This window comes from Herbaspirillum sp. Her2, from assembly GCF_057961375.1.
The window spans coordinates 3,174,302-3,194,560 of the sequence record NZ_CM176331.1; the positions used below are offsets into that span (position 1 = coordinate 3,174,302).

Annotated in this window: 18 protein-coding genes; 5 read left to right on the forward strand and 13 right to left on the reverse strand. The window is 64.1% G+C overall.

The window, feature by feature from the left end; genetic code table 11:
* Positions 1-98: 98 nt before the first annotated feature.
* Together ACWHXP_RS14420 and ACWHXP_RS14425 are read right to left on the reverse strand one after the other, a co-directional pair.
* Positions 99-527, reverse strand: coding sequence for an ExbD/TolR family protein (locus ACWHXP_RS14420; protein ID WP_034339343.1), 429 nt, complete (start codon positions 525-527; stop codon positions 99-101).
* A gap of 21 nt (positions 528-548) precedes the next feature.
* The gene (locus ACWHXP_RS14425; RefSeq protein ID WP_034339345.1) at positions 549-1,154 is read right to left on the reverse strand and encodes a MotA/TolQ/ExbB proton channel family protein; all 606 of its coding nucleotides are present in this window, start codon (positions 1,152-1,154) and stop codon (positions 549-551) included.
* Between the two features lie 225 nt (positions 1,155-1,379).
* On the opposite strand from ACWHXP_RS14425, the gene xseA reads away from it, so the two are divergent.
* From xseA to ACWHXP_RS14440, 3 genes are all read left to right on the forward strand, one after another.
* The gene (gene xseA / locus ACWHXP_RS14430) at positions 1,380-2,732 is read left to right on the forward strand and encodes an exodeoxyribonuclease VII large subunit (RefSeq protein ID WP_489635854.1); all 1,353 of its coding nucleotides are present in this window, start codon (positions 1,380-1,382) and stop codon (positions 2,730-2,732) included.
* A 337-nt stretch (positions 2,733-3,069) separates the two neighbouring features.
* Positions 3,070-3,648 carry a superoxide dismutase [Fe] gene (gene sodB, locus ACWHXP_RS14435; protein WP_034339352.1) on the forward strand — a complete coding sequence of 193 codons (579 nt, stop codon included), beginning with the start codon at positions 3,070-3,072 and terminating at the stop codon, positions 3,646-3,648.
* A 159-nt stretch (positions 3,649-3,807) separates the two neighbouring features.
* On the forward strand, positions 3,808-4,194 hold the full coding sequence (locus ACWHXP_RS14440) for an OsmC family protein (RefSeq protein ID WP_088755225.1): 387 nt from the start codon (positions 3,808-3,810) through the stop codon (positions 4,192-4,194).
* Here the strand turns inward: ACWHXP_RS14440 and ACWHXP_RS14445 are convergent.
* From ACWHXP_RS14445 to ACWHXP_RS14460, 4 genes are all read right to left on the reverse strand, one after another.
* The gene (locus tag ACWHXP_RS14445) at positions 4,176-5,099 is read right to left on the reverse strand and encodes a DedA family protein/thiosulfate sulfurtransferase GlpE (RefSeq protein WP_489635710.1); all 924 of its coding nucleotides are present in this window, start codon (positions 5,097-5,099) and stop codon (positions 4,176-4,178) included. The two genes, ACWHXP_RS14440 and ACWHXP_RS14445, sit on opposite strands and share 19 nt — an antisense overlap.
* Before the next feature lie 216 nt (positions 5,100-5,315).
* Positions 5,316-6,671, reverse strand: a complete 1,356-nt coding sequence (locus tag ACWHXP_RS14450; protein WP_489624880.1) for an MFS transporter — start codon at positions 6,669-6,671, stop codon at positions 5,316-5,318.
* Positions 6,672-6,784: 113 nt separating this feature from the next.
* Positions 6,785-8,164 (reverse strand): glucarate dehydratase, encoded by a 1,380-nt coding sequence (gene gudD / locus ACWHXP_RS14455; protein ID WP_489635709.1) that lies wholly within the window; start codon positions 8,162-8,164, stop codon positions 6,785-6,787.
* 165 nt (positions 8,165-8,329) lie between these two features.
* A complete protein-coding gene (locus ACWHXP_RS14460) occupies positions 8,330-9,400 on the reverse strand; it encodes a LacI family DNA-binding transcriptional regulator (RefSeq protein ID WP_121044057.1) in 1,071 nt (356 codons plus the stop codon).
* Positions 9,401-9,742: 342 nt separating this feature from the next.
* Between ACWHXP_RS14460 and dkgB the strand changes: the two genes are divergently transcribed.
* Positions 9,743-10,552, forward strand: coding sequence for a 2,5-didehydrogluconate reductase DkgB (gene dkgB / locus ACWHXP_RS14465; protein ID WP_489635708.1), 810 nt, complete (start codon positions 9,743-9,745; stop codon positions 10,550-10,552).
* Between the two features lie 35 nt (positions 10,553-10,587).
* Here dkgB and ACWHXP_RS14470 read toward each other — a convergent pair whose 3' ends face one another.
* The 4 genes from ACWHXP_RS14470 to ACWHXP_RS14485 form a co-directional block, all read right to left on the reverse strand.
* On the reverse strand, positions 10,588-12,009 hold the full coding sequence (locus ACWHXP_RS14470) for a S1C family serine protease (RefSeq protein ID WP_489635707.1): 1,422 nt from the start codon (positions 12,007-12,009) through the stop codon (positions 10,588-10,590).
* A 160-nt stretch (positions 12,010-12,169) separates the two neighbouring features.
* Positions 12,170-13,465 carry an MFS transporter gene (locus ACWHXP_RS14475; RefSeq protein ID WP_204725026.1) on the reverse strand — a complete coding sequence of 432 codons (1,296 nt, stop codon included), beginning with the start codon at positions 13,463-13,465 and terminating at the stop codon, positions 12,170-12,172.
* Positions 13,466-13,568: 103 nt separating this feature from the next.
* Entirely contained in the window at positions 13,569-14,006 is a 438-nt protein-coding gene (locus ACWHXP_RS14480; RefSeq protein ID WP_034339376.1) for a MarR family winged helix-turn-helix transcriptional regulator, read from the reverse strand.
* Between the two features lie 219 nt (positions 14,007-14,225).
* Complete coding sequence (locus ACWHXP_RS14485) at positions 14,226-14,972, reverse strand: DUF2076 domain-containing protein (protein ID WP_489635706.1); 747 nt, start codon at positions 14,970-14,972, stop codon at positions 14,226-14,228.
* Positions 14,973-15,497: 525 nt separating this feature from the next.
* Here ACWHXP_RS14485 and ACWHXP_RS14490 point away from each other — a divergent pair.
* Positions 15,498-17,774 (forward strand): NADP-dependent malic enzyme, encoded by a 2,277-nt coding sequence (locus tag ACWHXP_RS14490; protein WP_489624875.1) that lies wholly within the window; start codon positions 15,498-15,500, stop codon positions 17,772-17,774.
* Between the two features lie 113 nt (positions 17,775-17,887).
* Here the strand turns inward: ACWHXP_RS14490 and ACWHXP_RS14495 are convergent, their stop codons facing one another.
* Genes ACWHXP_RS14495 through ACWHXP_RS14505 form a run of 3 tightly spaced genes read right to left on the reverse strand, consistent with a single transcriptional unit; the run spans position 17,888 to position 20,255 of the window.
* Positions 17,888-18,589 (reverse strand): ABC transporter ATP-binding protein, encoded by a 702-nt coding sequence (locus tag ACWHXP_RS14495; protein WP_489635705.1) that lies wholly within the window; start codon positions 18,587-18,589, stop codon positions 17,888-17,890.
* Entirely contained in the window at positions 18,590-19,294 is a 705-nt protein-coding gene (locus ACWHXP_RS14500) for an ABC transporter ATP-binding protein (protein ID WP_489635704.1), read from the reverse strand.
* A complete protein-coding gene (locus ACWHXP_RS14505; RefSeq protein WP_489635703.1) occupies positions 19,281-20,255 on the reverse strand; it encodes a branched-chain amino acid ABC transporter permease in 975 nt (324 codons plus the stop codon). Before ACWHXP_RS14505 ends, ACWHXP_RS14500 begins: the two co-directional genes overlap by 14 nt.
* Positions 20,256-20,259: the final 4 nt, after the last annotated feature.

Consider the following 20,259-nt stretch of genomic DNA (forward strand, 5'->3'; position numbering starts at 1 on the left):
AATAAAAAAAACGCGGGCCAGGCGGGACCTGGCCGGCGCGCCATCGCTGCTGGATGACATGAAGCTATTGGCAAATTTTCAGTGCGGGTCGCGGCCGGCTACTTGCTGCTCGACTGCGCCGCGAAGGTCAGCTTGGGATAACCCGCCATGCGTGCCGCCTCCATCACGTTGACCACGGTCTGGTGCGTGGCCAGCGCGTCGGCATTGATGATGATGACCGGATCAGCCTTGCTGCCGCTGCTGCGCACCGCAGCCTGCATCTCTTCCGACAGCCCCTGCGCATCCCGCGCGGCGATGCGCTTGTTGTTGATGGCGTAGCGGCCATTGGCGTCGATGGCGATGTTGATCTCGAAGGGCTGTTCCAGCGCCTTCTGGGCATCGGCCGTGGGCAACGTGACCTGCAGGGCGGTGAACTTGCTGTAGGTGGTGGTCACCATCAGGAAGATCACGATCACCAGCAGCACGTCGATGAAGGGGATCAGGTTGATCTCCAGGTCTTCGCGGGGACGGCCCTTGCGGAAGTTCATGCGGTTCTCCGTCGTCCAAGATCAGCGGCGTACATCGTGGACGATGTCCACGAACTTGACGGCCTGCTGCTCCATGTCGACCACGAAGCCATCGACCTGGGCGCGGAAGTGGCGATAGAACACCAGCGCCGGCATGGCAATGGCCAGGCCGAAACCCGTGTTGTAGAGCGCAATGGAGATACCGTGCGCCAGCTGCGCCGGATTGGTTCCGGCCGCATTCTGCGAGGCAAAGATCTCGATCATCCCGACCACCGTACCAAAGAGGCCCATGAGCGGCGCCAGCGAAGCGATCGTGCCCAGCGTGGTCAGGAAGCGTTCCAGACGATGCGCGGCGGCCTGGCCGGCCTCTTCGATGGCTTCCTTCATCACTTCGCGCGGGGCATCGACGTTGCGCAGTCCGGCGGCCAGTACTTGGCCCAGCGGGGAATTCTGTTCCAGCTTGTCGATGACGTCCTCGTTGACGCGTCCGCTCTGGTAGACCCGGACCACTTCGCCCAGCAGGTCCGGCGGCAGGATGCGCGCGCGGCGCAGGTAGGCCAGTCTTTCGATGACCAGCGCCAGGCCGATGATGGAAGCGATCAGCAAAGGCCAGATCGGCCAGCCGGCGGCGAGGATGATGGCGAGCAAAACGTACTCCTAAGAAATGCGGATGAGCGGTGAATCTGGTGCAGCCGGCGGTCCTCTCCGGCACGCCCGTTTCTGCGGTGCAGAATGTAGCCGGTTGCGCGCGGCTCGGCAAGCGCAGCCGGCTTGGCTTTACAATGCGGCATTGTATCGCCCCTGGAGTCCCTGCGTCCCATGCCTGCCGACAAGTTCCCGCCCTTCCCCGCTGCCCGCCCGCGTCCGGAGGCCATGCCGGCCGCCGCCACTACCGACGGCGGCCCGCCCATCCTGACCGTCTCCGGCCTGAACCAGGCGGTGGCACGCATGCTGGAGCGCAATTTCCCGCTGATCTGGGTCAAGGGCGAGATTTCCAATTTCACCCGAGCCGCCTCCGGCCACTGGTATTTCAACCTCAAGGATGACGGGGCCCAGGTGCGTGCGGTCATGTTCAAGGGCCGCGCGCAATACGCCGGCTTCATGCCGCGCGAAGGCGACAAGGTCGAAGTGCGCACCCTGGTGACGCTCTACGCGCCGCGCGGCGATTACCAGCTCAACGTGGAAGCCATCCGCCGCTCCGGCGTGGGCGACCTCTACGCCGCGTTCGTGCAACTGAAGGAAAGGCTGGAACGCGAAGGCCTGTTCGACCGCGACCGCAAGCGCCCCCTGCCGGGCTTCCCGCGCCGCATCGGCATCGTCACCAGCCCGCAGGCCGCCGCCTTGCGCGATGTGCTGACCACCCTGCGCCGCCGCGCCCCGCATGTGGAAGTGATTCTCTACCCCACGCCCGTGCAGGGCGAAGGCTCGGCCCAGCGCATCGCCAATGCCATCCGTATCGCCTCCGCGCGCGCCGAATGCGATGTGCTGCTGGTGTGCCGTGGCGGCGGCAGCATCGAGGACCTGTGGTCCTTCAATGAAGAAGTGGTGGCGCGCGCCATCGTGGAGACCAGCATGCCGGTGATTTCCGGTGTCGGCCATGAAACCGATTTCACCATCGCAGACTTCGCCGCCGACCTGCGTGCTCCCACCCCCACGGCGGCCGCCGAGCTGGCCGCCACCGCCCGCGAGGACTGGCTGGCTGAACTGCGCGGCCACGCCAATGACCTCACGCGCGCCCTGCGCCGCAACCTGACCGAAAAAGCGCAGACCGTGGACTGGCTCTCGCGCCGCCTGGTCAACCCGAGTGCGTATATACAGCATGAGCGCGTCAAACTGGCCGCGCTGCAAACCCGGCTCGCCCACGCCACCCGCGTGCCGCTGACCCGCATGCGCCATCGCCTGCAGCAACTCGCCACCCATCTGTCGCACCAGATTCCCGACACTGCCCACGCCCGGCGCGACCTGCTGGACCTGACGCGACGCCTGCAAGGAGCGCAGGCCGCACGGCAGTTGCGCCAGCGGCAGGCGCTGGCGGGGCTGAGTACGCAGCTCGAACTACTCAATCCGCAGCGCACGCTGGAGCGCGGCTACGCCATCGTCAGCGATCGCCAGGGCCGTGTATTGCACGCCCCGGCCGAGCTGGCCGCGCGCAGTGAGGTCACCATCCGCCTGGCCGAAGGCAGTGCCGAGGTCGGCATTGCCAGCGTACAGCCACGGCTGGATTGAGGCAATGCTGTCGCCCTGCTTGACAGCTGTGGCAGACTTTTTTGGCATAAGCATTTTCCGGCGCAATACAGCGCAGCGCGCCGTATTACGGGTGGGACCATCGGAAGCCAGTGCGCGGATGAGCTGGAACGTCTTGCGGGGACTGGCATCTACGGTCTTGCCTGCGCTGGCGACCAGCGTCTCCCATTGGGAACCATTCGCATTGCCGCACTGGAGGCCGATGCGCAACTGACGCGCGCCAGATTTGACCGAGTGCAAAGAATTGTCTTCCGCTTTAGAATCGCAGGTTCGGAAAAGACCCCTTCGTAGCAAACCAACAAGACTGAAAGGATTCATCATGGCACATACCCTTCCGGCACTGCCTTACGATCTGGACGCGCTGGCGCCCACGATTTCCAAGGAAACCCTGGAATATCACTATGGCAAGCACCATCAGACCTATGTGACCAACCTGAACAACCTGATCCCGGGTACCGAATTCGAACACCTGTCCCTGGAAGAGATCATCAAGAAATCCTCCGGCGGCATCTTCAACAACGCTGCCCAGGTGTGGAACCACACCTTCTACTGGAACGGCCTGACCCCGAAGGGCCAAGGCGCTCCGAGCGGCGCGCTGGCTGACGCCATCAATGCCAAGTGGGGTTCCTTCGACGCCTTCAAGGCCGAGTTCACCAAGCAAGGCCTGGCCAACTTCGGTTCTGGCTGGACCTGGCTGGTCAAGAAGGCTGACGGTTCCCTGGACATCGTCAACACCACCGGCGCCGGCACCCCGCTGACCACTGACAGCAAGCCGCTGCTGACCGTGGACGTGTGGGAACACGCGTATTACATCGACTACCGCAATGCACGCGCCAAGTACGTCGAGAACTACTGGGGCATCATCAACTGGGACTTCGTGGCCAAGAACTTCGCTTGATCACCCAGCCTCCCGGCAAGAAAAAACCACGCGCGAGCGTGGTTTTTTTTCGTCCGTATATCGTCTTGGGACGGATGCTTCGCGCAGGAAAATACAAGATCGCGCAGCCGGCCTGTGCCACAATCGCCCATCCCCTCACCTCACCGAATGGAGACCCGCATGGCCCACGTCACCCTGCACAACGCCGCCGGCTACGCCCAGGACATCAAGGCGCGCATCCACCAGCTCAAGTCCGACGAACCGGAAAGCAATGGCGGCAAGGACACCGGTCCGGCCCCCTATGAATTGCTGCTGGCCGCGCTGGCCTCCTGCACCTCGCTCACGTTGCGCATGTACGCCGACCGCAAGGGCTGGGATCTGGGCAGCATCTCGGTGGACGCCCACTTCGGCCGCGACGACAGCGGCCTGGAAACCATCACCCGCAAGATCAGCTTCGGCAATGCCCTGTCGCAAGAACAGCTCACGCGCCTGGCCGAGATCTGCGAAAAGACCCCGGTCACCAAGACCATCCGCCAGGGCACCGCGATTCAGACATCGATGGCGTAACCTGCGGCGCGCCAGGCATCGATGCCGCCCGTGAGCGGCCGCACGCGCGTATAGCCGCGCCGCATCAGCTGGCGCGCCACCATGGCCGCCGAGGCCTCGTTGGGACAGGCGCAATACACCACCACCTCACCCTCGACGGGACCATCGAAGACAAAGGTCTGGATCTCCTGGTTGGAAATGGTGACCGCACCTGGAATGCGGCCATCCTGCTGCGACATCGGCGAACGCACATCGATGATGGTGGGCGCATTGCCCTCTTCGAGCATGGTATTCAATTCATCCACTGAAATACGCGCCATCTCCAGCGACTTGCGGAAACGCCGGCGCTGCCACCATTTGTTGGCCACGAAGGCCGCCAGCGCCACGGCGATCAGGAGCATGCCGTAATGGCCCAATTGCGCCAGCACATTGAGCAGGTCATCCACGGCCGAGCTGAAGAGCGAACCGAGGAAAATCCCCAGTCCCGCCCACAGGGCGCTGCCCGCCGCATCCCACAGCAGGAAGCTGATGCGGCGCGTGCCCATGGTGCCGGAGAGCGCACTGGCAATCGAGGCGAAGCCCGGAATGAACTTGGCCAGCAAGAGCGAACGCGCGCCCCAGCGCAGGTAGATCGATTCGGTCTGGCGCACACAGGAGTCCGGCGAGAGCGAAATACGGCACAGGCGCGACATGATCTGGCGGCCGTAGCGGCGGCCGGCGAGATACCAGCAATAGTCGGCACTGAGTGCCGCACTCACCGCCAGCAACAGCAACAGCGCCGGCGAGTAGCGTCCGGTCGCCGAGAGCGCACCGGTGATGATCAGCGTGGGATAGGCCGGCACCGGCGCGCCCAGTTGCTCGACCAGCACGTTGACGAAAACGAGGATCAGACCGTATTGCTCGATCAGGTGGTAGAGGGTGTCCATGGACGGGCTGCCTTGATGTCTCGCCGCCTGGGAGGCGGCGACTGTTCCGCCGTGATGGCGGTGTGCAGGCTGCCATTATAGGCGTGTGGCCGGCCCCTCTGCTTGGACAAAACCGGCGCGCTCCACCCGCGTAAAAATGCGCCCGGCGCACCGTGAGATCACGGGCGGGCGGACGCAAACGAGGAAGACCTCGGAGAAATCAATCGCGCGCCGTGCTCACACCGCGTGCTTGGCCACCGGTTCTGTGCGGCCTTCAGCCGAGCCGCCGCCGTCCTGCACCGACGGCCGGGTCCGTGCCAGAAATACCAGCACCGCCGCCACAAGCGAGGCCCCCGACAATGCGTACAGTCCGCCCTGAATGGAACCGGTCTTCTGCTCCAGGTAGCCGAAGGTAGCCGGTGCGAAGAAGCCGCCCAGGTTACCCAGCGAATTGATCAGCGCCAGCACCGCTGCCGCAATGCGCGCGTCCAGATAAGCCTGCGGAATGGGCCAGAACAAGGACGAAGCCGCCTTGAAACCGATGCCCGCAAAGCACACCGCCACGAAGCCGATCACGGGACCGGCCGAAGCCGAGACCGCCATGCCGATGGCCGAAATCACCAGTGTGGTCGCCACCCAGAACTGCGGCTTCTTGTAGCGCGCGGCCAGCACGGCAAAGACATACATCGCCGCAATCGCCACGATCCACGGAATCGAGTTGAACAGGCCGACCTGGAAATCATTGAAGTGGCCCATCTTCTTGATGATGGTCGGCAGCCAGAAGGTGGCGCCATAGATGGTCAGCTGGATGGCGAAATAGATCAGGCAGAACAGCACGATCTGCGGATCACGCAACAAGGTCAGCGCCGAAACGTGCGCTGGACGATTGGCGGCACGCTGCTCCTGTTCGGCCGCGATGACCGTAGCCAGCGCCTCGCGTTGTTCCGGCGAGAGCCACTTGGCATCGCGCGGCGTGGAGTCCAGCACCTTCCACACCACCACGCAGAACAGCATCGACGCACCGCCCTCGATGATGAACATCCATTGCCAGCCATGCAGTCCGCCACCTTCAATCAGCAGCAGCGCACCGGTGATCGGACCGGAGAGAATCGAAGCAATTGCCGACCCCGACAGGAACACCGCCATCGCCCGGCCACGCTCATGGTTGGGCAGCCATTGCGTGAAGTAATACACCACGCCCGGAAAGAAACCGGCCTCGGTCACGCCCAGCAAAAAGCGCATGAAATAAAAGCTGGTCTCGCTGTGCACGAAGGCCATGCAAGCCGCCACCAGGCCCCAGGTGAACATGATGCGCGTGAGCCAGGCGCGAGCCCCGTAGCGTTGCAGCAGCATGTTGGAAGGGACTTCGAAGATGGCATAGCCGACGAAGAACAGCCCCGCGCCCAGGCCAAAGGCCGCTGCGCCGATGCCGAGATCGGTCGCGAGATGACTGCGCACGAAACCGATGTTGACGCGGTCGATGTAGTTGATGATGAACATGGCCACGAACAGCGGCAGGATGCGCCACTTGATCTTGCTCACCGCCGAGGTGAGGACCTGGTTCGCTGCGGGGGAGGACTGGGATGGATTCACGGGTTGTCTCCTCGGTTGAGCCCGTACTGCCGGTTGATGAAAGAAAGTGCAGGCCGCCGACGCGTCGATCGCGCTCTTCTCGCAGCCTCGTCAAAACAGATGAAGACCCTTGCTCAACGCACCAGGCAAGGTTTCTTGGGATCGAATTTCCAGCCAGGGATCAGGTATTGCATGGCCACCGCGTCATCGCGCGCGCCCAGCCCCATGTTGCGGTAGGTCTGGTGCGCCGCCTCGACCTGCTCCATATCCAGCTCCACGCCCAGCCCCGGCTTGGCCGGCACCTTGACCTTGCCGCCCACGATCTGCAGCGGTTCACGCGTGAGACGCTGGCCGTCCTGCCAGATCCAGTGGGTATCGATGGCGGTGATCTTGCCGGGTGCGGCCGCGGCCACGTGAGTGAACATGGCCAGGGAAATATCGAAGTGGTTGTTCGAATGCGAACCCCAGGTCAGGCCCCATTCATGGCACATCTGCGCGACACGCACCGAGCCCTGCATGGTCCAGAAATGCGGATCGGCCAGCGGGATATCCACCGATTGCAGCGAGATCGCATGCCCCATCTGGCGCCAATCGGTCGCTACCATGTTGGTAGCGGTCTGCAGGCCGGTAGCACGGCGGAATTCTGCCATCACCTCGCGGCCCGAGTAGCCGTCTTCAGCACCACAGGGATCTTCCGCATAGGCCAGTACATCATGCTGGTCGCGGCACAGGCGAATGGCATCCTTGAGCAGCCAGCCGCCATTCGGATCGAGCGTGATGCGTGCCTTGGGGAAACGCTCGGCCAGGGCGCTGACGGCGGCGATCTCCTCCTCGCCACGCATCACGCCACCCTTGAGCTTGAAGTCATTGAAACCGTAGCGCGCATAGGCCGCCTCGGCCAGGCGCACCACCGCCTCCGGCGTGAGCGCGGCTTCGTGGCGCAGGCGCAGCCAGTCATCGTCCGCATCCGCCGCGGCCAGATACGGCAGGTCAGTCTTGCGGCGATCGGCCACGTAGAACAGATACCCCAGCATCTCCACCTCATCGCGCTGCTGGCCCTCGCCCAGCAAGGCCGCCACCGGCACGTCGAGGAACTTGCCCAGCAGGTCCAGCAGGGCCGCCTCCAGCGCGGTCACGGCATGGATGGCGATGCGCAGGTCAAAGGTCTGCAGGCCGCGTCCACCCACATCGCGGTCGGCGAAGGCGGTACGCGCACGATTGAGGATGGCCTGCACATTGCCGATGGACTGGCCCACCACCAGCGAGCGCGCATCGTCGAGCGTCTGGCGGATACCCTCCCCGCCCGGCACTTCGCCCACGCCGGTATTGCCGGCACTGTCGGTGAGGATGACGATATTGCGCGTGAAATACGGACCATGCGCCCCCGAGAGGTTCAAGAGCATGCTGTCATGCCCGGCCACCGGGATGACGCGCATGCCGGTCACGCGCGGCGCGCCCTTGTGCTGGGATGGCGACGATGTCGGGGACGATGCGGAAGCTGGGTTCTGGGTCATGGCGGGTTTTCTCCGGAAACGGAAACGATCAGACTGCAAATTGGTAGCGGTACCAAATTTGAATTGAATGCATGGTAGCGGTACCAATTTTGACTGTCAATGGGGAAGTGTTGATTGCCTCAAGGCATCAGCACATCAGGAAGGATGAGGCGCTTCGGCGAAAACTCAGGCGCTGTCGCGCGCGATGATGGAGAAGCCGACATCGACAATACGCTCGCTGACCTCGCTGCCCGAGGCGCGCTCGATGATGAAGCGCGCGGCGCGCTGCCCGATGCCGGTGCCATCGATGCGCACCGTGGTCAGACGCGGCTGCAGGTCGCGCGAGAATTCCAGATCGCCGAAACCGACCACGGCCAGTTGGCCGGGAATGGCGATGCCGCGGCTCTGCGCTTCGATCATCACGCCCAGCGCCAGCAGGTCGGAGCTGCAGAAGATGGCATCCAGATCAGGCTGCGCCTGCAGCAGTTCGGCCAAGCCTTGGCGGCCTTGCCCCAGCGTCGTCGGGGCGACGACGTGATACATGGGAACCTCTCCCCTGCCCTGCTGCATGCCCAGCGCCGCGCACTCCTGCGCGAAGGCATTCATGCGCCGCTGGCTGCGCTCATCGCGTCCGCCCACCACGGCCACCTTGCGGCGTCCGCGCGCATGCAGGTAGCGCGCCACCTCACGGCCGATGGCTTCGTGCGAGAAACCCACCAGCATGTCGATGGGAGTCGGGGTCAGGTCCCAGGTTTCCACCACCGGGATACCGCTGGCCAGCAGCCGCTTGCGCGCTTCTGCCGAACGCATGATGCCGGTCAGCACCACGCCATCGGGACGGCGCCCGATGATGGCTTCCAGCAGCGCATCTTCGCGCGAATTCTCGTAGCCGCTCTGGCCCAGCATGACCTGGTAGCCGGCCGCAGCCAGCGTTTCGGTCAGGGTATGGACGATTTCCTGGAACACCGGACCGATGACGGTCGGCACCACCACCGCCACCAGCCGGCTCTTGTTGGAGGCCAGTCCGCCGGCCAGCAGGTTGGGCACGTAACCGGTTTTCTCGACCGCCTCACGCACCTTCTGCAAGACCTTGGGCGAGACTGCCGACGGTGTATTGAGCGCACGCGATGCAGTGATCGGTGCCACGCCCGCCAGCTGCGCCACGTCGCGCAGCGTGATGCCACCGGCGCTCTTGCGGGCAGCACGGCGGCGCGGTTCGGCGCTGTCGTCGTCGCGCTCGGCACTGGTGATTTGCATCGGAGAATCTGGAGGAGGCATACGCTTTTCGGACATGGCGGCATTCTAGCATTGCGGCTGGTAGCGTTACCAATGTGACAAGCTGTGCGTCGGGTTTGGCAGTTGCCTCGGATACCGTCTCGGCAGAACGCAGGGAACGATGCGCATCGCCTCACCCGTCGCCGGGAAGTGCGAGGCAGACCGGCAAATGCCGCGCATGCATTATTGACTTGAATTCAACAATGATTTGTCCGTGCGGCACTTCAAGCGACAAAGGAATTGTCCGATACTCAATCGCTCTGATCCTGATCGCCCCGGCAGCACTGGCCTGCCGGGCATCATCATCAACGCAAAGGACAAGTCATGCACACCTCCACCCTCCCCACCCTGGGCCTGGGCACCTTCCGTCTCAAGGACCAGCAGGTCATCGATTCGATCCGCAACGGCCTGGACCTCGGCTATCGCCACATCGATACCGCGCAGATCTACGGCAACGAAGCCGAAGTCGGCCAAGCCATCGCCGAGAGCGGCGTGGCCCGCGATGATCTCTTCGTGACCACCAAGATCTGGACCGAGAACCTTGCCCGCGACAAGCTCCTCCCCAGCCTCAAGGAAAGCCTGCACAAGCTGCGCCTCAATCAGGTCGACCTGACGCTGATCCACTGGCCTTCCCCCCAGGATGAACTGCCGGTGGCCGACTACCTGCAGGCACTGGCGGAGGCCAAGGCACAGGGGCTCACGCGCCTGATCGGCATTTCCAACTTCACCATCGCGCACATGGAGCAGGCCATCGCCGCCGTCGGTGCGGAAGCCATTGCCACCAATCAGGTCGAGATCCATCCCTTCCTGCAGAACCGCAAGGTGATCGATTTTGCCCGTGCCAAGGGCATCCACCTGACAGCCTACATGCCGCTGGCGTATGGCAAGGTGATGGAGGACGCGACGCTGCTGGAGATCGCCGCCCGCCATGGAGTGTCGGCCGCACAAGTGGCGCTGGCCTGGTCGCTGCAGCAGGGCTTTGCGGTGATCCCCTCCTCGACCCGACGCGAGAACCTGGCCGCCAATCTGCAGGCGCAACGGTTGACACTCTCCGAGGCGGAGATGCAGGCCATCGCTGCGCTCGACCGTGGCGAGCGGCTTGCCAATCCGGGATTTGCGCCGCAGTGGGATTGAACGCTGCTGCCCGCTGCGTGCAGCAGCAGAGCGGATCAGGGCTTGCGCTGATCGCGGTTCTGCAACTGCAATTGCAGGCGCTCGATGGCACTGCCGACCGGGATGAAGAAGTTCATCCCGGCCAGTCCCTTGGCCCCCAGCCCGGCCACGGTGATGCCGATCACCTGGCCGGACTTGTCCAGCAAGGGACCGCCGCTGCTACCCGGCAGGATCGCCACATCGCTCTGCAGGAAATCCAGATCGCGCACCTTGCGCACGCCACTGAGGATGCCGCGCGTGAGCGTGGTATTGAAGGCATCGCCCAGCGGTGAACCCAGCGCATACACATCATCGCCGATGCCCGGCTCGCCCATGCGCAGCGGCATTGGCCGCACACCCGGCGCTTCGGTCTTGAGCAGCGCGATGTCACGCGCCGCATCCACCCGCACGACTTCAGCAAGCAGTTCTCTTCCGGTCGGCAGGCGCACCCGCACCGCGCGCGCCTGCCCGATCACATGCTGGTTGGTCAGCAGCCAGCCGGAACTGCCGATGTAGAAACCGGTACCGGAGCCGCGCTCGGTCAGCACCGTGACCACCGCCGAACGCAACTCCGGCATCACCCTGGCAATTTCGCCATTGCCCCGTTCGGCGGGCTGGTTGTCGATGGCCAGCGGGCTGCCCGCCGGCATGGCCTCCGGTGCGCGCGCAACGTCGCTGCCGGCACTGCCAATTGCAGCCGCGGCCACGCTGTCATAGGGCGATTGCAGCGCCAGCGCAAAGCGCGGATCGGCCAGCAGATTGCGGACCGCCGCGCCGAAGGCTTCCATCGGAATCGGCGGCACGCTGCCATCAAGACTGCGCTCACGCGAACGGAATACGCCTTCGCTCATGCCGCGATAGATCACCTTGCGCTGCTCCGGCGCGAACACCTGCCATTCCAGGCGGAGATAGGCCTCGCCGGTCCAGCTGTCGCCGCCCTTGGCGCAGAGATTGGTCTGAAACTGGCTGATGACCACGCCTACCTGGAGGTTGAAGTCGGCTGGCCGGGCGCGTTCCTGGGCAGCGTCTTGTTCCCGGAACAGCGGTTCGGCCGGGGACGCCGGCACCGGATAGCCATGCTGCTGCAGCTCGCTGCGAAAGCGCAGGAACAGCGCATTGGTCGGCAACATCACTTCGGCACTGTTCTGGTTCCAGACGATCTCGTTCCTGCGGGTACAGAACAGTCCGCCCTGCAGCTGCCCGATGATCTGGTTGCCCTGGCTGCCCTGCTCGAAGCGGCGCTGCGCACGTGCCAGGTAGGCGGGCCGTGCGGCGGCTTGCGGCGGCATCAGCAGCGGGGTCTTGTCTTCGACGGCGGGCATGAGGGCTTCGGCGGCCTGCACGCCACGCATCAGGGAGAGCGTGCAAGCGAGCAGCGCGAGCTGAAGAGGCAGCCGCGCCAGACGGCGCGGCAGGAGTAGCCGGAGAGTCTTGTTCATCATCGAGCGAGGAAAATGGGCCAGCGCCCCGGCTGGCGAAAGAGCGCATTCTGGCATGCTGCCGACGGTCTCCGCGATTGTCCCAAATGCCCGATATAGGAAAAAAAGGCCAGCTTCCACAAGAAAGCTGGCCTTCTCCAAAAGACACAGGTGAAATGATTTACGCGCTGGCAGGTTGCGGCTGCGCTCCCTGATGTCCCTTGATGCGCAACACCAGCACCGCGCCGATCAGACAGGCCACGCCCATCATGATCGACGACAGCGTGTAGTTGCCCAGCGTCGCCCGCATGTAGCCGGCCACCGTGGTGGCAGTAGCGGCCCCGAGCTGGTGCCCGGCCACGATCCAGCCGAACACGATGGGCGCGGCCAGGCGGCCGAAGACGTCATTGGCCAGGCGCACGGTCGGCGGCACGGTGGCGATCCAGTCCAGGCCATAGAAGATGGCGAAGATGGCCAGCCCGTAATACTGCAAGCCAAATGCGTACGGCAGGAAGATCAGCGCCAGCCCGCGCAAGCCGTAATACCAGAACAGCAGCACGCGCGGGTTGTAGCGGTCCGAGAGCCAGCCCGAGAGCGTGGTACCGACCAGGTCCAGCATGCCCATGGCCGCCAGGATGGAAGCGCCTTTGACTTCATTGATGCCGTAGTCATTGCACATGGCGATGAACTGCGTGCCGATGTAGCCATTGGTGGAGAGCCCGCAGACGAAGAAGCTCATGAACAGCAGCCAGAAGTCCGGCATGCGCACCGACGTGCGCAACGCATCGAAGGCGATGGCCAGCGGATTGCGCCTGGAGCGGCCATCATCGGCGGTCTCGCTGGTCTGGCCGAGCATCTTCTGGCCGATGGCCGCCGGGCCTTCCGGCAGCAGCAGCCACACCAGCGGAATGGCCAGCAGTGCCACCGCCGACACCAGGAAAGCCACCGAGCGCCAGCCGTAGCTGCCGACCATGGAGGCCATCAGCGGCAGGAACACCATCTGCCCGGTGGCCGCACTGGCGGTGAGCAAGCCCATGGCCAGGCCGCGCCGGGTCTCGAACCAGCGGCTGACGATGGTGGCCCCCAGGGTGTTGGCCGCCACGCCGGTACCGGCACCGACCAGCAAACCCCACGACAGCAGCATGTGCCAGGGCATGTGCATGAGGGTCGAGAGGGCCGTGCCGCTGGCCAGCAGCACCAGCGCCCCCAGCACCACGCGGCGGATGCCGAAGCGTTGCATGGCTGCCGCCGAGAACGGGCCGATCAGGCCATACAAGGCGATGTTGACCGAGATCACCACCGAGATGGTGGAGCGGTTCCAGCCGAACTCCTGCTCCAGCGGCAGGATCATCACCGAAGGCGTGGCGCGGATGCCGGCCGAACACAGCAGCACGAGGAAAATCACGCCCACCACCACCCAGGCATAGTGGAAGCGGGGCGTGACGGCGTTGGCCAGCGATTGGGTCAGTTTGTTCATGGCGATCCTGTCGGGAGGGTAGTGCGAGCTTGTTGGATGGGTGGGAGCGAATCGTCGGGTGAAGCAAGGTTCATTGCAGCTTCAAACCGGGCCTGCTGGCGCGTCACGCGTCCTGCAGGCGGGCATAGGCGTCTTCGATGAGGTCATTGAATTCGCGCGCGAGCTTGGGACCGAGACGGCGGTCGATCTCGTCCTGGGCACGCCGCCAGCGCGGCCGGGCTTCCTCCAGCTTGGCGCGGCCGGAGCGGGAGAGTTGCAGGGCGAAGGAGCGCTTGTCCAGCAGGGCATCGTCGGGCAGGTCGACGGTCTCGATCCAGCCGGCGGCCACCAGGGGTTTCAGGGTGCGGCTCAGGGTGCTGCGGTCCATGCCCATGTCCTGCGCCAGCACGATGTTGGCGATCGGTCCCTTGCGGCCAATGCGGCTCAACAACGAATACTGCGTGATGCTCAGTTCGCTGTCCTGCAGGTGATGGTCATAGATGATGGTGATCCTGCGGGTGAGACGACGCAGGGGGGCGCAGGTGCAGATGTCCTTGCTCATGGGGAATCCGGTTGGCGAGGGATGACAATCCGGCGTCAACGAGGCCGCGCCGGGGATCGCACAAACAATGCATATGCATCGATGTATGCGCATCATAGGTAGCGTACTGCTTGAAGTCAAGCGAGATCAGGACATACCCACGACGCGGGAATGCGCCTACGGAAAAGCGGGGCGTAAAAAAAGCCTGCTCGCGCAGGCTTCTCAGAGGGGGATTGCGGCTTACACCAGGGTATCGTCGTATCCCCCGCCGTCATCCACATCGAAATTGCTCAGATCGGCAAGATCGCTGCTGCTACCGGAGTCGCTGCCACTGTCATTGCTGGCGAAATCCGATTTGCGATCCCCATCATTGCCGTAATAGTTGTTGACGGTAGTGTTCTCGATATTCTCCACCGGCGCGCTCAAGCCGTTCTGGTGCGCCAGTCCCGATCCGCTGTTGCCATTGAAGAGGTGCTCGATGCCTTGATACAGGAAGGCGCCACCGGCCACGCCCGCTGCGGTCGCCGCCACCGTGCCCAGCATGCTGCCCATGCCGCCGCCAAAGAACCCGGACGAAGGCCCTGCCGCCGGAGCTGCCTGATAGGCAGGCACGGCCTGCTGGGGTGCGGGATAAGGCTGTGCAGGGGCCGGCATATAAGCCGGGGCCGCAGGCTGCGGACGTGCCGAGGCTGCCGCGGGCGCGTTGCCCCAGGCGTTGCCATCGAGAAAGCCAGAACTCCGCGCGCCGCCTGCGGCATTGGCCTGCAACGACTGCACCTGATTCTGCAGGGCGGCCACCTGGGCCTTGGTCGCGTTGAGGGCCTGCTCCATCAACAAGGCCCGTTGCACCAGCAGATACGCCGCATCCGGCTGACGCGCCACCGCCGCCTGGATCATGGCATCGGCCTGGGCATCCTTGCTGATGCCCTGCACCTGCGTGAGTTGCTGGAGAAAATCCTGAAGGGCTTGGGTTTCTTGCGGACTCATGATGACGCTCCCAACGAAAATGAAAAATCAAAAAAACGATGAACACGCTTGAATCGCGATTGAAACGCAGACTGTAGACACAACGCGTCCAACCGCTCCCACCGATGACTGGCATCAGACTCATCAGCAGGCTCAATGGCATTATGCGCGCGCCTTGCTTGCAGATTTGTGTCAACAATCGTCAACTTGGAAACAGCTTGTAACAGCCACCGGCGTCCCCTTGATATCAAACGGCATGGCCGCAAAAAACCCGAAGCGTGAATTTTTAGGTAATATCCCCCTCCCCGCACCCGTTCCGGCGGCCACAAGCCCGGAGCAGGCGGAGGCAGGCGCGGACTATCGGCCACCATCACTGGAGGCCGCTTTCCGTACCCCACTCCGGACCGACGAGAAACACCATCCTTCCCGATCGGCCCGCCGCATTCAAGACCAGGAAACCAGAACAGTACAAGCTGGCCGCAGCAACGCAAGTCGTTGCGCAGACCACCGCTTTTTCAAGACCGTTTTTCATCCCTCAACCAGACCATGACCCAACAAATTTCTGCCGCCGAGCAACTCCTGCGTGACGCCGCCCGCGAATACCACCGCACCCCGTCGCGCGGCAAGATCGAAGTCCGCCCCACCAAGCCGCTGTCGAACCAGCGCGACCTGTCGCTGGCCTATTCGCCGGGCGTGGCCTATCCCTGCCTGGACATCGAAGCCGACCCGCTGAAGGCCTTCGACTACACCTCGCGCGGCAACCTGGTGGCCGTCATCAGCAACGGCACCGCCGTGCTGGGCCTGGGCAACATCGGTCCGCTGGCCTCCAAGCCGGTGATGGAAGGCAAGGGCTGCCTGTTCAAGAAATTTGCCGGCGTCGATGTGTTCGACATCGAACTGGCCGAGAACGACCCGGACAAGCTGGTCGAGATCATCGCCGCACTGGAGCCGACCCTGGGCGGCATCAACCTGGAAGACATCAAGGCCCCGGAATGCTTCTACATCGAACAGAAGCTCTCGGCCCGCATGAACATCCCGGTCTTCCACGATGACCAGCACGGTACCGCCATCATCTCCTCGGCTGCCCTGCTGAACGGCCTGGAACTGGTCGGCAAGGACATCGGCGCCGTCAAGATCGCCGTCTCCGGCGCGGGCGCAGCCGCCATCGCCTGCGTGGAAGTGATGATCGGCCTGGGGGTGAAGCGCGAGAACGTCTACATGGTCGACAGCAAGGGCGTCATCTATGAAGGCCGCCCCGGTGGCCTGGACGCCTCCAAGCAGCGCTACGCCATCAAGACCGAAGCGCGCACCCTGGCCGACGTGGTCAACGGTGCCGACGTCTTCCTGGGCTGCTCGGCCCCTGGCGTGCTGACCGCGGAGATGGTCAAGACCATGGCCGACAAGCCCATCATCCTGGCGCTGGCCAACCCGGAACCGGAAATCCGCCCCGAGTTGGCCAAGTCGGTCCGTCCGGACTGCATCATCGCCACCGGCCGTTCGGACTACCCGAACCAGGTCAACAACGTGCTGTGCTTCCCCTACATCTTCCGTGGCGCGCTGGACTGCGGTGCCACCAAGATCACCGAAGCCATGAAGCTGGCCTGCGTGCGCGAGATCGCCGACCTGGCCAAGGCCGAGACCAGCGCCGAAGTCAGCGCCGCCTACCCCGGCAAGGAACTGGTGTTTGGTGCCGACTACCTGATCCCGACCCCGTTCGATTCGCGCCTGATTCTGAAGATCGCCCCGGCCGTGGCCAAGGCGGCTGCCGAGTCCGGCGTGGCGACCCGTCCCATCAAGGACTACGCCGCCTACCGTGAAGAACTGACCCGCTTCATCTACCAGACCGGCATGTTCATGCAGCCCGTCTTCAACACCGCCAAGGTCGCGCCGCAACGCGTGGTCTACGCCGATGGCCAGGATGAGCGCGTGCTGCGCGCCGTGCAGTTCGTGGCCGACGAAGGCCTGGCCGCACCGATCCTGGTCGGCCAGCCCGCCGCCATCGAAGCCGGCATCAAGAAGGCCGGCCTGCGCATCAAGATCGGCCAGAACGTGCAAGTGATCGACCCGGCCAGCGACGCCCGCGTGGCGCAGTACGCCGCCCAGTACAAGGACGGCAGCGAAGCCGACGTGCGCGCCAGCGGCAGCCTGCTGGCGGCGCTGATGGTCAAGGCCGGTGACGCCGACGCCATGCTGTGCGGCCTGGATGGCAACTACGACGGCCACCTGGCCCATGTGGAAAAGGTGATTGGCCTCAAGGACGGCGCGCAGGAATTCGCCGCCCTGAATGCCGTGCTGCTGCCGGAACAGACGCTCTTCATCACCGACACCTACGTCAACGACACGCCGGACGCCGAGCAGCTGGCGCGCATCGCCAAGGCAGCCGCCGAAGAAGTGGCGCGCTTTGGTGTGCCGCCGAAGGTGGCCTTCCTGTCGCACTCCAACCATGGCAGCTCCTCGCGTCCCTCGGCCCGCAAGATGGCTGCCGCGCATGAAGCCTTCAAGAAGCTGGCACCGGAGGTCGAATCCGCCGGTGAACTGCACGGCGACGCCGCCCTGTCGGAAAAGATCCGCAACAATGCGGGCCTGGCCGACAGCGGCCTGACGGGTGCTGCCAACGTGCTGGTCTGCCCCAACCTGGATGCCGCCAACATTCTCTTCAACGTCTTGAAGACCAGCAGCGGCCAGGGCACCACCATCGGCCCCATCCTGCTGGGTACGGCCGCTCCCGTGCACGTGCTGACCCCGTCGAGCACCGTGCGCCGTGTCATCAACATGACCGCGCTGGCAGCGGCCAAGGCACAGGACGGCAAGTCCAAGGCCTGAGTCCCGCACGTAGCATGAACAACGCCCCGCTGTCGTGAGACGGCGGGGCGTTTTGTTTTGGGACAAACTTCACGCTGGCGCACACCGGTCAGCCGCAGCGCGCCGTCATGGCCTCATCGTGCGAAATAAAGATCGTGCAGATGATCCAGCGCCACCTCGCTGGCCTTCTGCGACAGGATCACCTTGCCGCCCTGCATCAGGTAGACGTGATCGGCCACGCCCACGGCGCGTTCGGTGTTCTGCTCCACCAGGATGATGGTGCGGCCCTCTGCCTTCAATCGCGCCAGGATTTCGAAGAGTTCGTTGACCACCACCGGGGCCAGTCCCAGCGAGGGTTCGTCGATGATGAGCAGCTTCGGCTCTGACATCAGCCCGCGCGCCATCGCCAGCATCTGAGCCTCGCCCCCGGAGAGTGACCCGGCCAGCTGGCGGCGACGTTCGCGCAGCTTTGGGAACATGGTGTAGGCGCGCTCCAGGTTGTCCTTCACGCGTGCCCGGTGCTGCGGGGCGAAGGCACCGACGATGAGGTTTTCCTCGATGCTCATGGCGCGGAAGATCATGCGCCCTTCCGGGATCATCGCCATCGAGACCTTGGACATCTCCCAGGTCGGCATGCCATTGAGCACTTTGCCCTCCAGCGTGACCTGCCCCTGCCCGATCGGGATCAGGCCCATGATGGCGCGCAGCAGCGTGGTTTTACCGGCACCGTTGGGCCCGATGATGGTGGTCAGCCGGCCCTGCCCCACTGTCAGCGAGACATCCCACAGCACATTGATGGCACCGTAGCCGGCGCGCAGGTTGGTGACTTCAAGCATTCACGCTCCCGTATAACTCTTGATGACTGCCGGATCATTGAACACCTGCGCCGGCGCGCCCTCGGCGATGAGCTGGCCGAAGTTGAGCACGGCCACGCGCGGACACAGGTTGCTGATGGTCTCGATGTCGTGTTCGATGATGACGATGCCAACGGCAAAGGCCTCATGCAGGCCCTTGAGCATCTGCATGAAGCGGCGCTTGCCATTGGTCTCCAGCCCGGCCAGCACTTCGTCGAGCAGCAGCAGCTTGGGCTGGGTGGCCAGGGCCTTGGCCACTTCCAGCGCTTTCAGTTCGGTCAGCGCCAGTTCGGTGGCGGCATCGCGCTCGGCCTTTTCAGCCAGGCCGGTGAAGGCCAGCACTTCGTCGATCTTGGCCGCATCCACCTTGCCGGAAGCAAAGCGCTGCGCCACGATCAGGTTCTGCCGCACCGTCAGTTCATGCATGGGCTGCGGAATCTGGAAGGTGCGGCCGATGCCCAGCCGCGCACGGCGGTGCAGCGGCGCATGCAGGATATCGGCGCCATTGAAGCGGATGCTGCCGCTGGTCGGACGCACCAGTCCGGAGATGGCATTGAAGAGCGTGGTCTTGCCCGCGCCATTGGCACCGACCAGGCCGACCACGTCGCCGGTGCCGACCTGCAGCGTGACTTCATCAACCGCCGTCAGGCCACCGAAGCGCACCGAGACTTTTTCAAGTTGCAGCATGCTTGCCTCCTGCGTATTTTCTCTTTCCCAGCTTGCGCAGCAGCGGCAGCAAGCCGTCCGGACTGAAGACGATCATCGCCACCAGCAAGGCCCCCAGCACCAGTTGATGGCCGGAAGGGATGATGTTCTTGAACACCAGCTGGTCCAGCAGGTAGACCACCACCGCCCCGACCACCGGTCCGGTGATGCTGCGATAACCTCCGAAAATGGCCGCCACGATGGGGATGGTGACCCACAGGGCGCTGAAGGCATAGTCCGGTTCCAGGAAGCTGATGTAGTGCGCATTGAAGGCACCGACCACGCCGCACATGAAAGCCGACAGCAGCAGCATCATGCCCTTGAGCACGGTGCTGTTGACGCCCACCACGCGGGTCGCGTCCTCGCTCTCGTGCATGGCGCGCAGGGCCAATCCATAATGGCTCTCGCGTACCCGCGCATACACCAGTGCGAACACCGCCACGATCAGCAGGATCACGAAATACGCACCGATCTTGCTCGACAGGTCCACGCCCATCACCGTCGGCAGGCGCGCAATGTTGGAGAGCCCGCCCGAGCCGCCGGTCATCGAAGTCCACTCGGTGGCCAGGATGCGGAAGATGTGTGCATACGCCAGGATCGCCAGCGCGAAATACGGACCGCGCAGACGTAATACGGGCAACATCGCCAGCGCCGCCACCAGCGCACCGACGCCGCCCAGCAGCAAGCCCAGCAATACCGGCACACCGAATTTCATGCTCAATACCGCCGAGGTATAAGCCCCCACCCCAAAGAAAGCCGCGTGACCGAAACTGATCATGCCGCCCAGGTTGCCCAGCAGCGCCCACGACAGCGCGATGCCGCCGATGACCATCGAGGCCACCAGCAGGCTCATCACGTAATGGTCCTGCGCCAGCAGCAGCGGTGCGCCGATCAGCAGCAAGGGCAGCAGCAATGCGGACAGCTTGTTCTTGTTCATCGTCATGATC

Bases quoted from the DNA above. Each gene is read 5' to 3' on its own strand.
- ACWHXP_RS14420 (WP_034339343.1), bottom strand. From the start codon at position 527: ATGAACTTCCGCAAGGGCCGTCCCCGCGAAGACCTGGAGATCAACCTG.
- xseA (WP_489635854.1), top strand. From the start codon at position 1,380: ATGCCGGCCGCCGCCACTACCGACGGCGGCCCGCCCATCCTGACCGTC.
- sodB (WP_034339352.1), top strand. From the start codon at position 3,070: ATGGCACATACCCTTCCGGCACTGCCTTACGATCTGGACGCGCTGGCG.
- ACWHXP_RS14440 (WP_088755225.1), top strand. From the start codon at position 3,808: ATGGCCCACGTCACCCTGCACAACGCCGCCGGCTACGCCCAGGACATC.
- ACWHXP_RS14445 (WP_489635710.1), bottom strand. From the start codon at position 5,099: ATGGACACCCTCTACCACCTGATCGAGCAATACGGTCTGATCCTCGTT.
- gudD (WP_489635709.1), bottom strand. From the start codon at position 8,164: ATGACCCAGAACCCAGCTTCCGCATCGTCCCCGACATCGTCGCCATCC.
- ACWHXP_RS14460 (WP_121044057.1), bottom strand. From the start codon at position 9,400: ATGCAAATCACCAGTGCCGAGCGCGACGACGACAGCGCCGAACCGCGC.
- dkgB (WP_489635708.1), top strand. From the start codon at position 9,743: ATGCACACCTCCACCCTCCCCACCCTGGGCCTGGGCACCTTCCGTCTC.
- ACWHXP_RS14470 (WP_489635707.1), bottom strand. From the start codon at position 12,009: ATGAACAAGACTCTCCGGCTACTCCTGCCGCGCCGTCTGGCGCGGCTG.
- ACWHXP_RS14475 (WP_204725026.1), bottom strand. From the start codon at position 13,465: ATGAACAAACTGACCCAATCGCTGGCCAACGCCGTCACGCCCCGCTTC.
- ACWHXP_RS14480 (WP_034339376.1), bottom strand. From the start codon at position 14,006: ATGAGCAAGGACATCTGCACCTGCGCCCCCCTGCGTCGTCTCACCCGC.
- ACWHXP_RS14485 (WP_489635706.1), bottom strand. From the start codon at position 14,972: ATGAGTCCGCAAGAAACCCAAGCCCTTCAGGATTTTCTCCAGCAACTC.
- ACWHXP_RS14490 (WP_489624875.1), top strand. From the start codon at position 15,498: ATGACCCAACAAATTTCTGCCGCCGAGCAACTCCTGCGTGACGCCGCC.
- ACWHXP_RS14495 (WP_489635705.1), bottom strand. From the start codon at position 18,589: ATGCTTGAAGTCACCAACCTGCGCGCCGGCTACGGTGCCATCAATGTG.
- ACWHXP_RS14500 (WP_489635704.1), bottom strand. From the start codon at position 19,294: ATGCTGCAACTTGAAAAAGTCTCGGTGCGCTTCGGTGGCCTGACGGCG.
- ACWHXP_RS14505 (WP_489635703.1), bottom strand. From the start codon at position 20,255: ATGACGATGAACAAGAACAAGCTGTCCGCATTGCTGCTGCCCTTGCTG.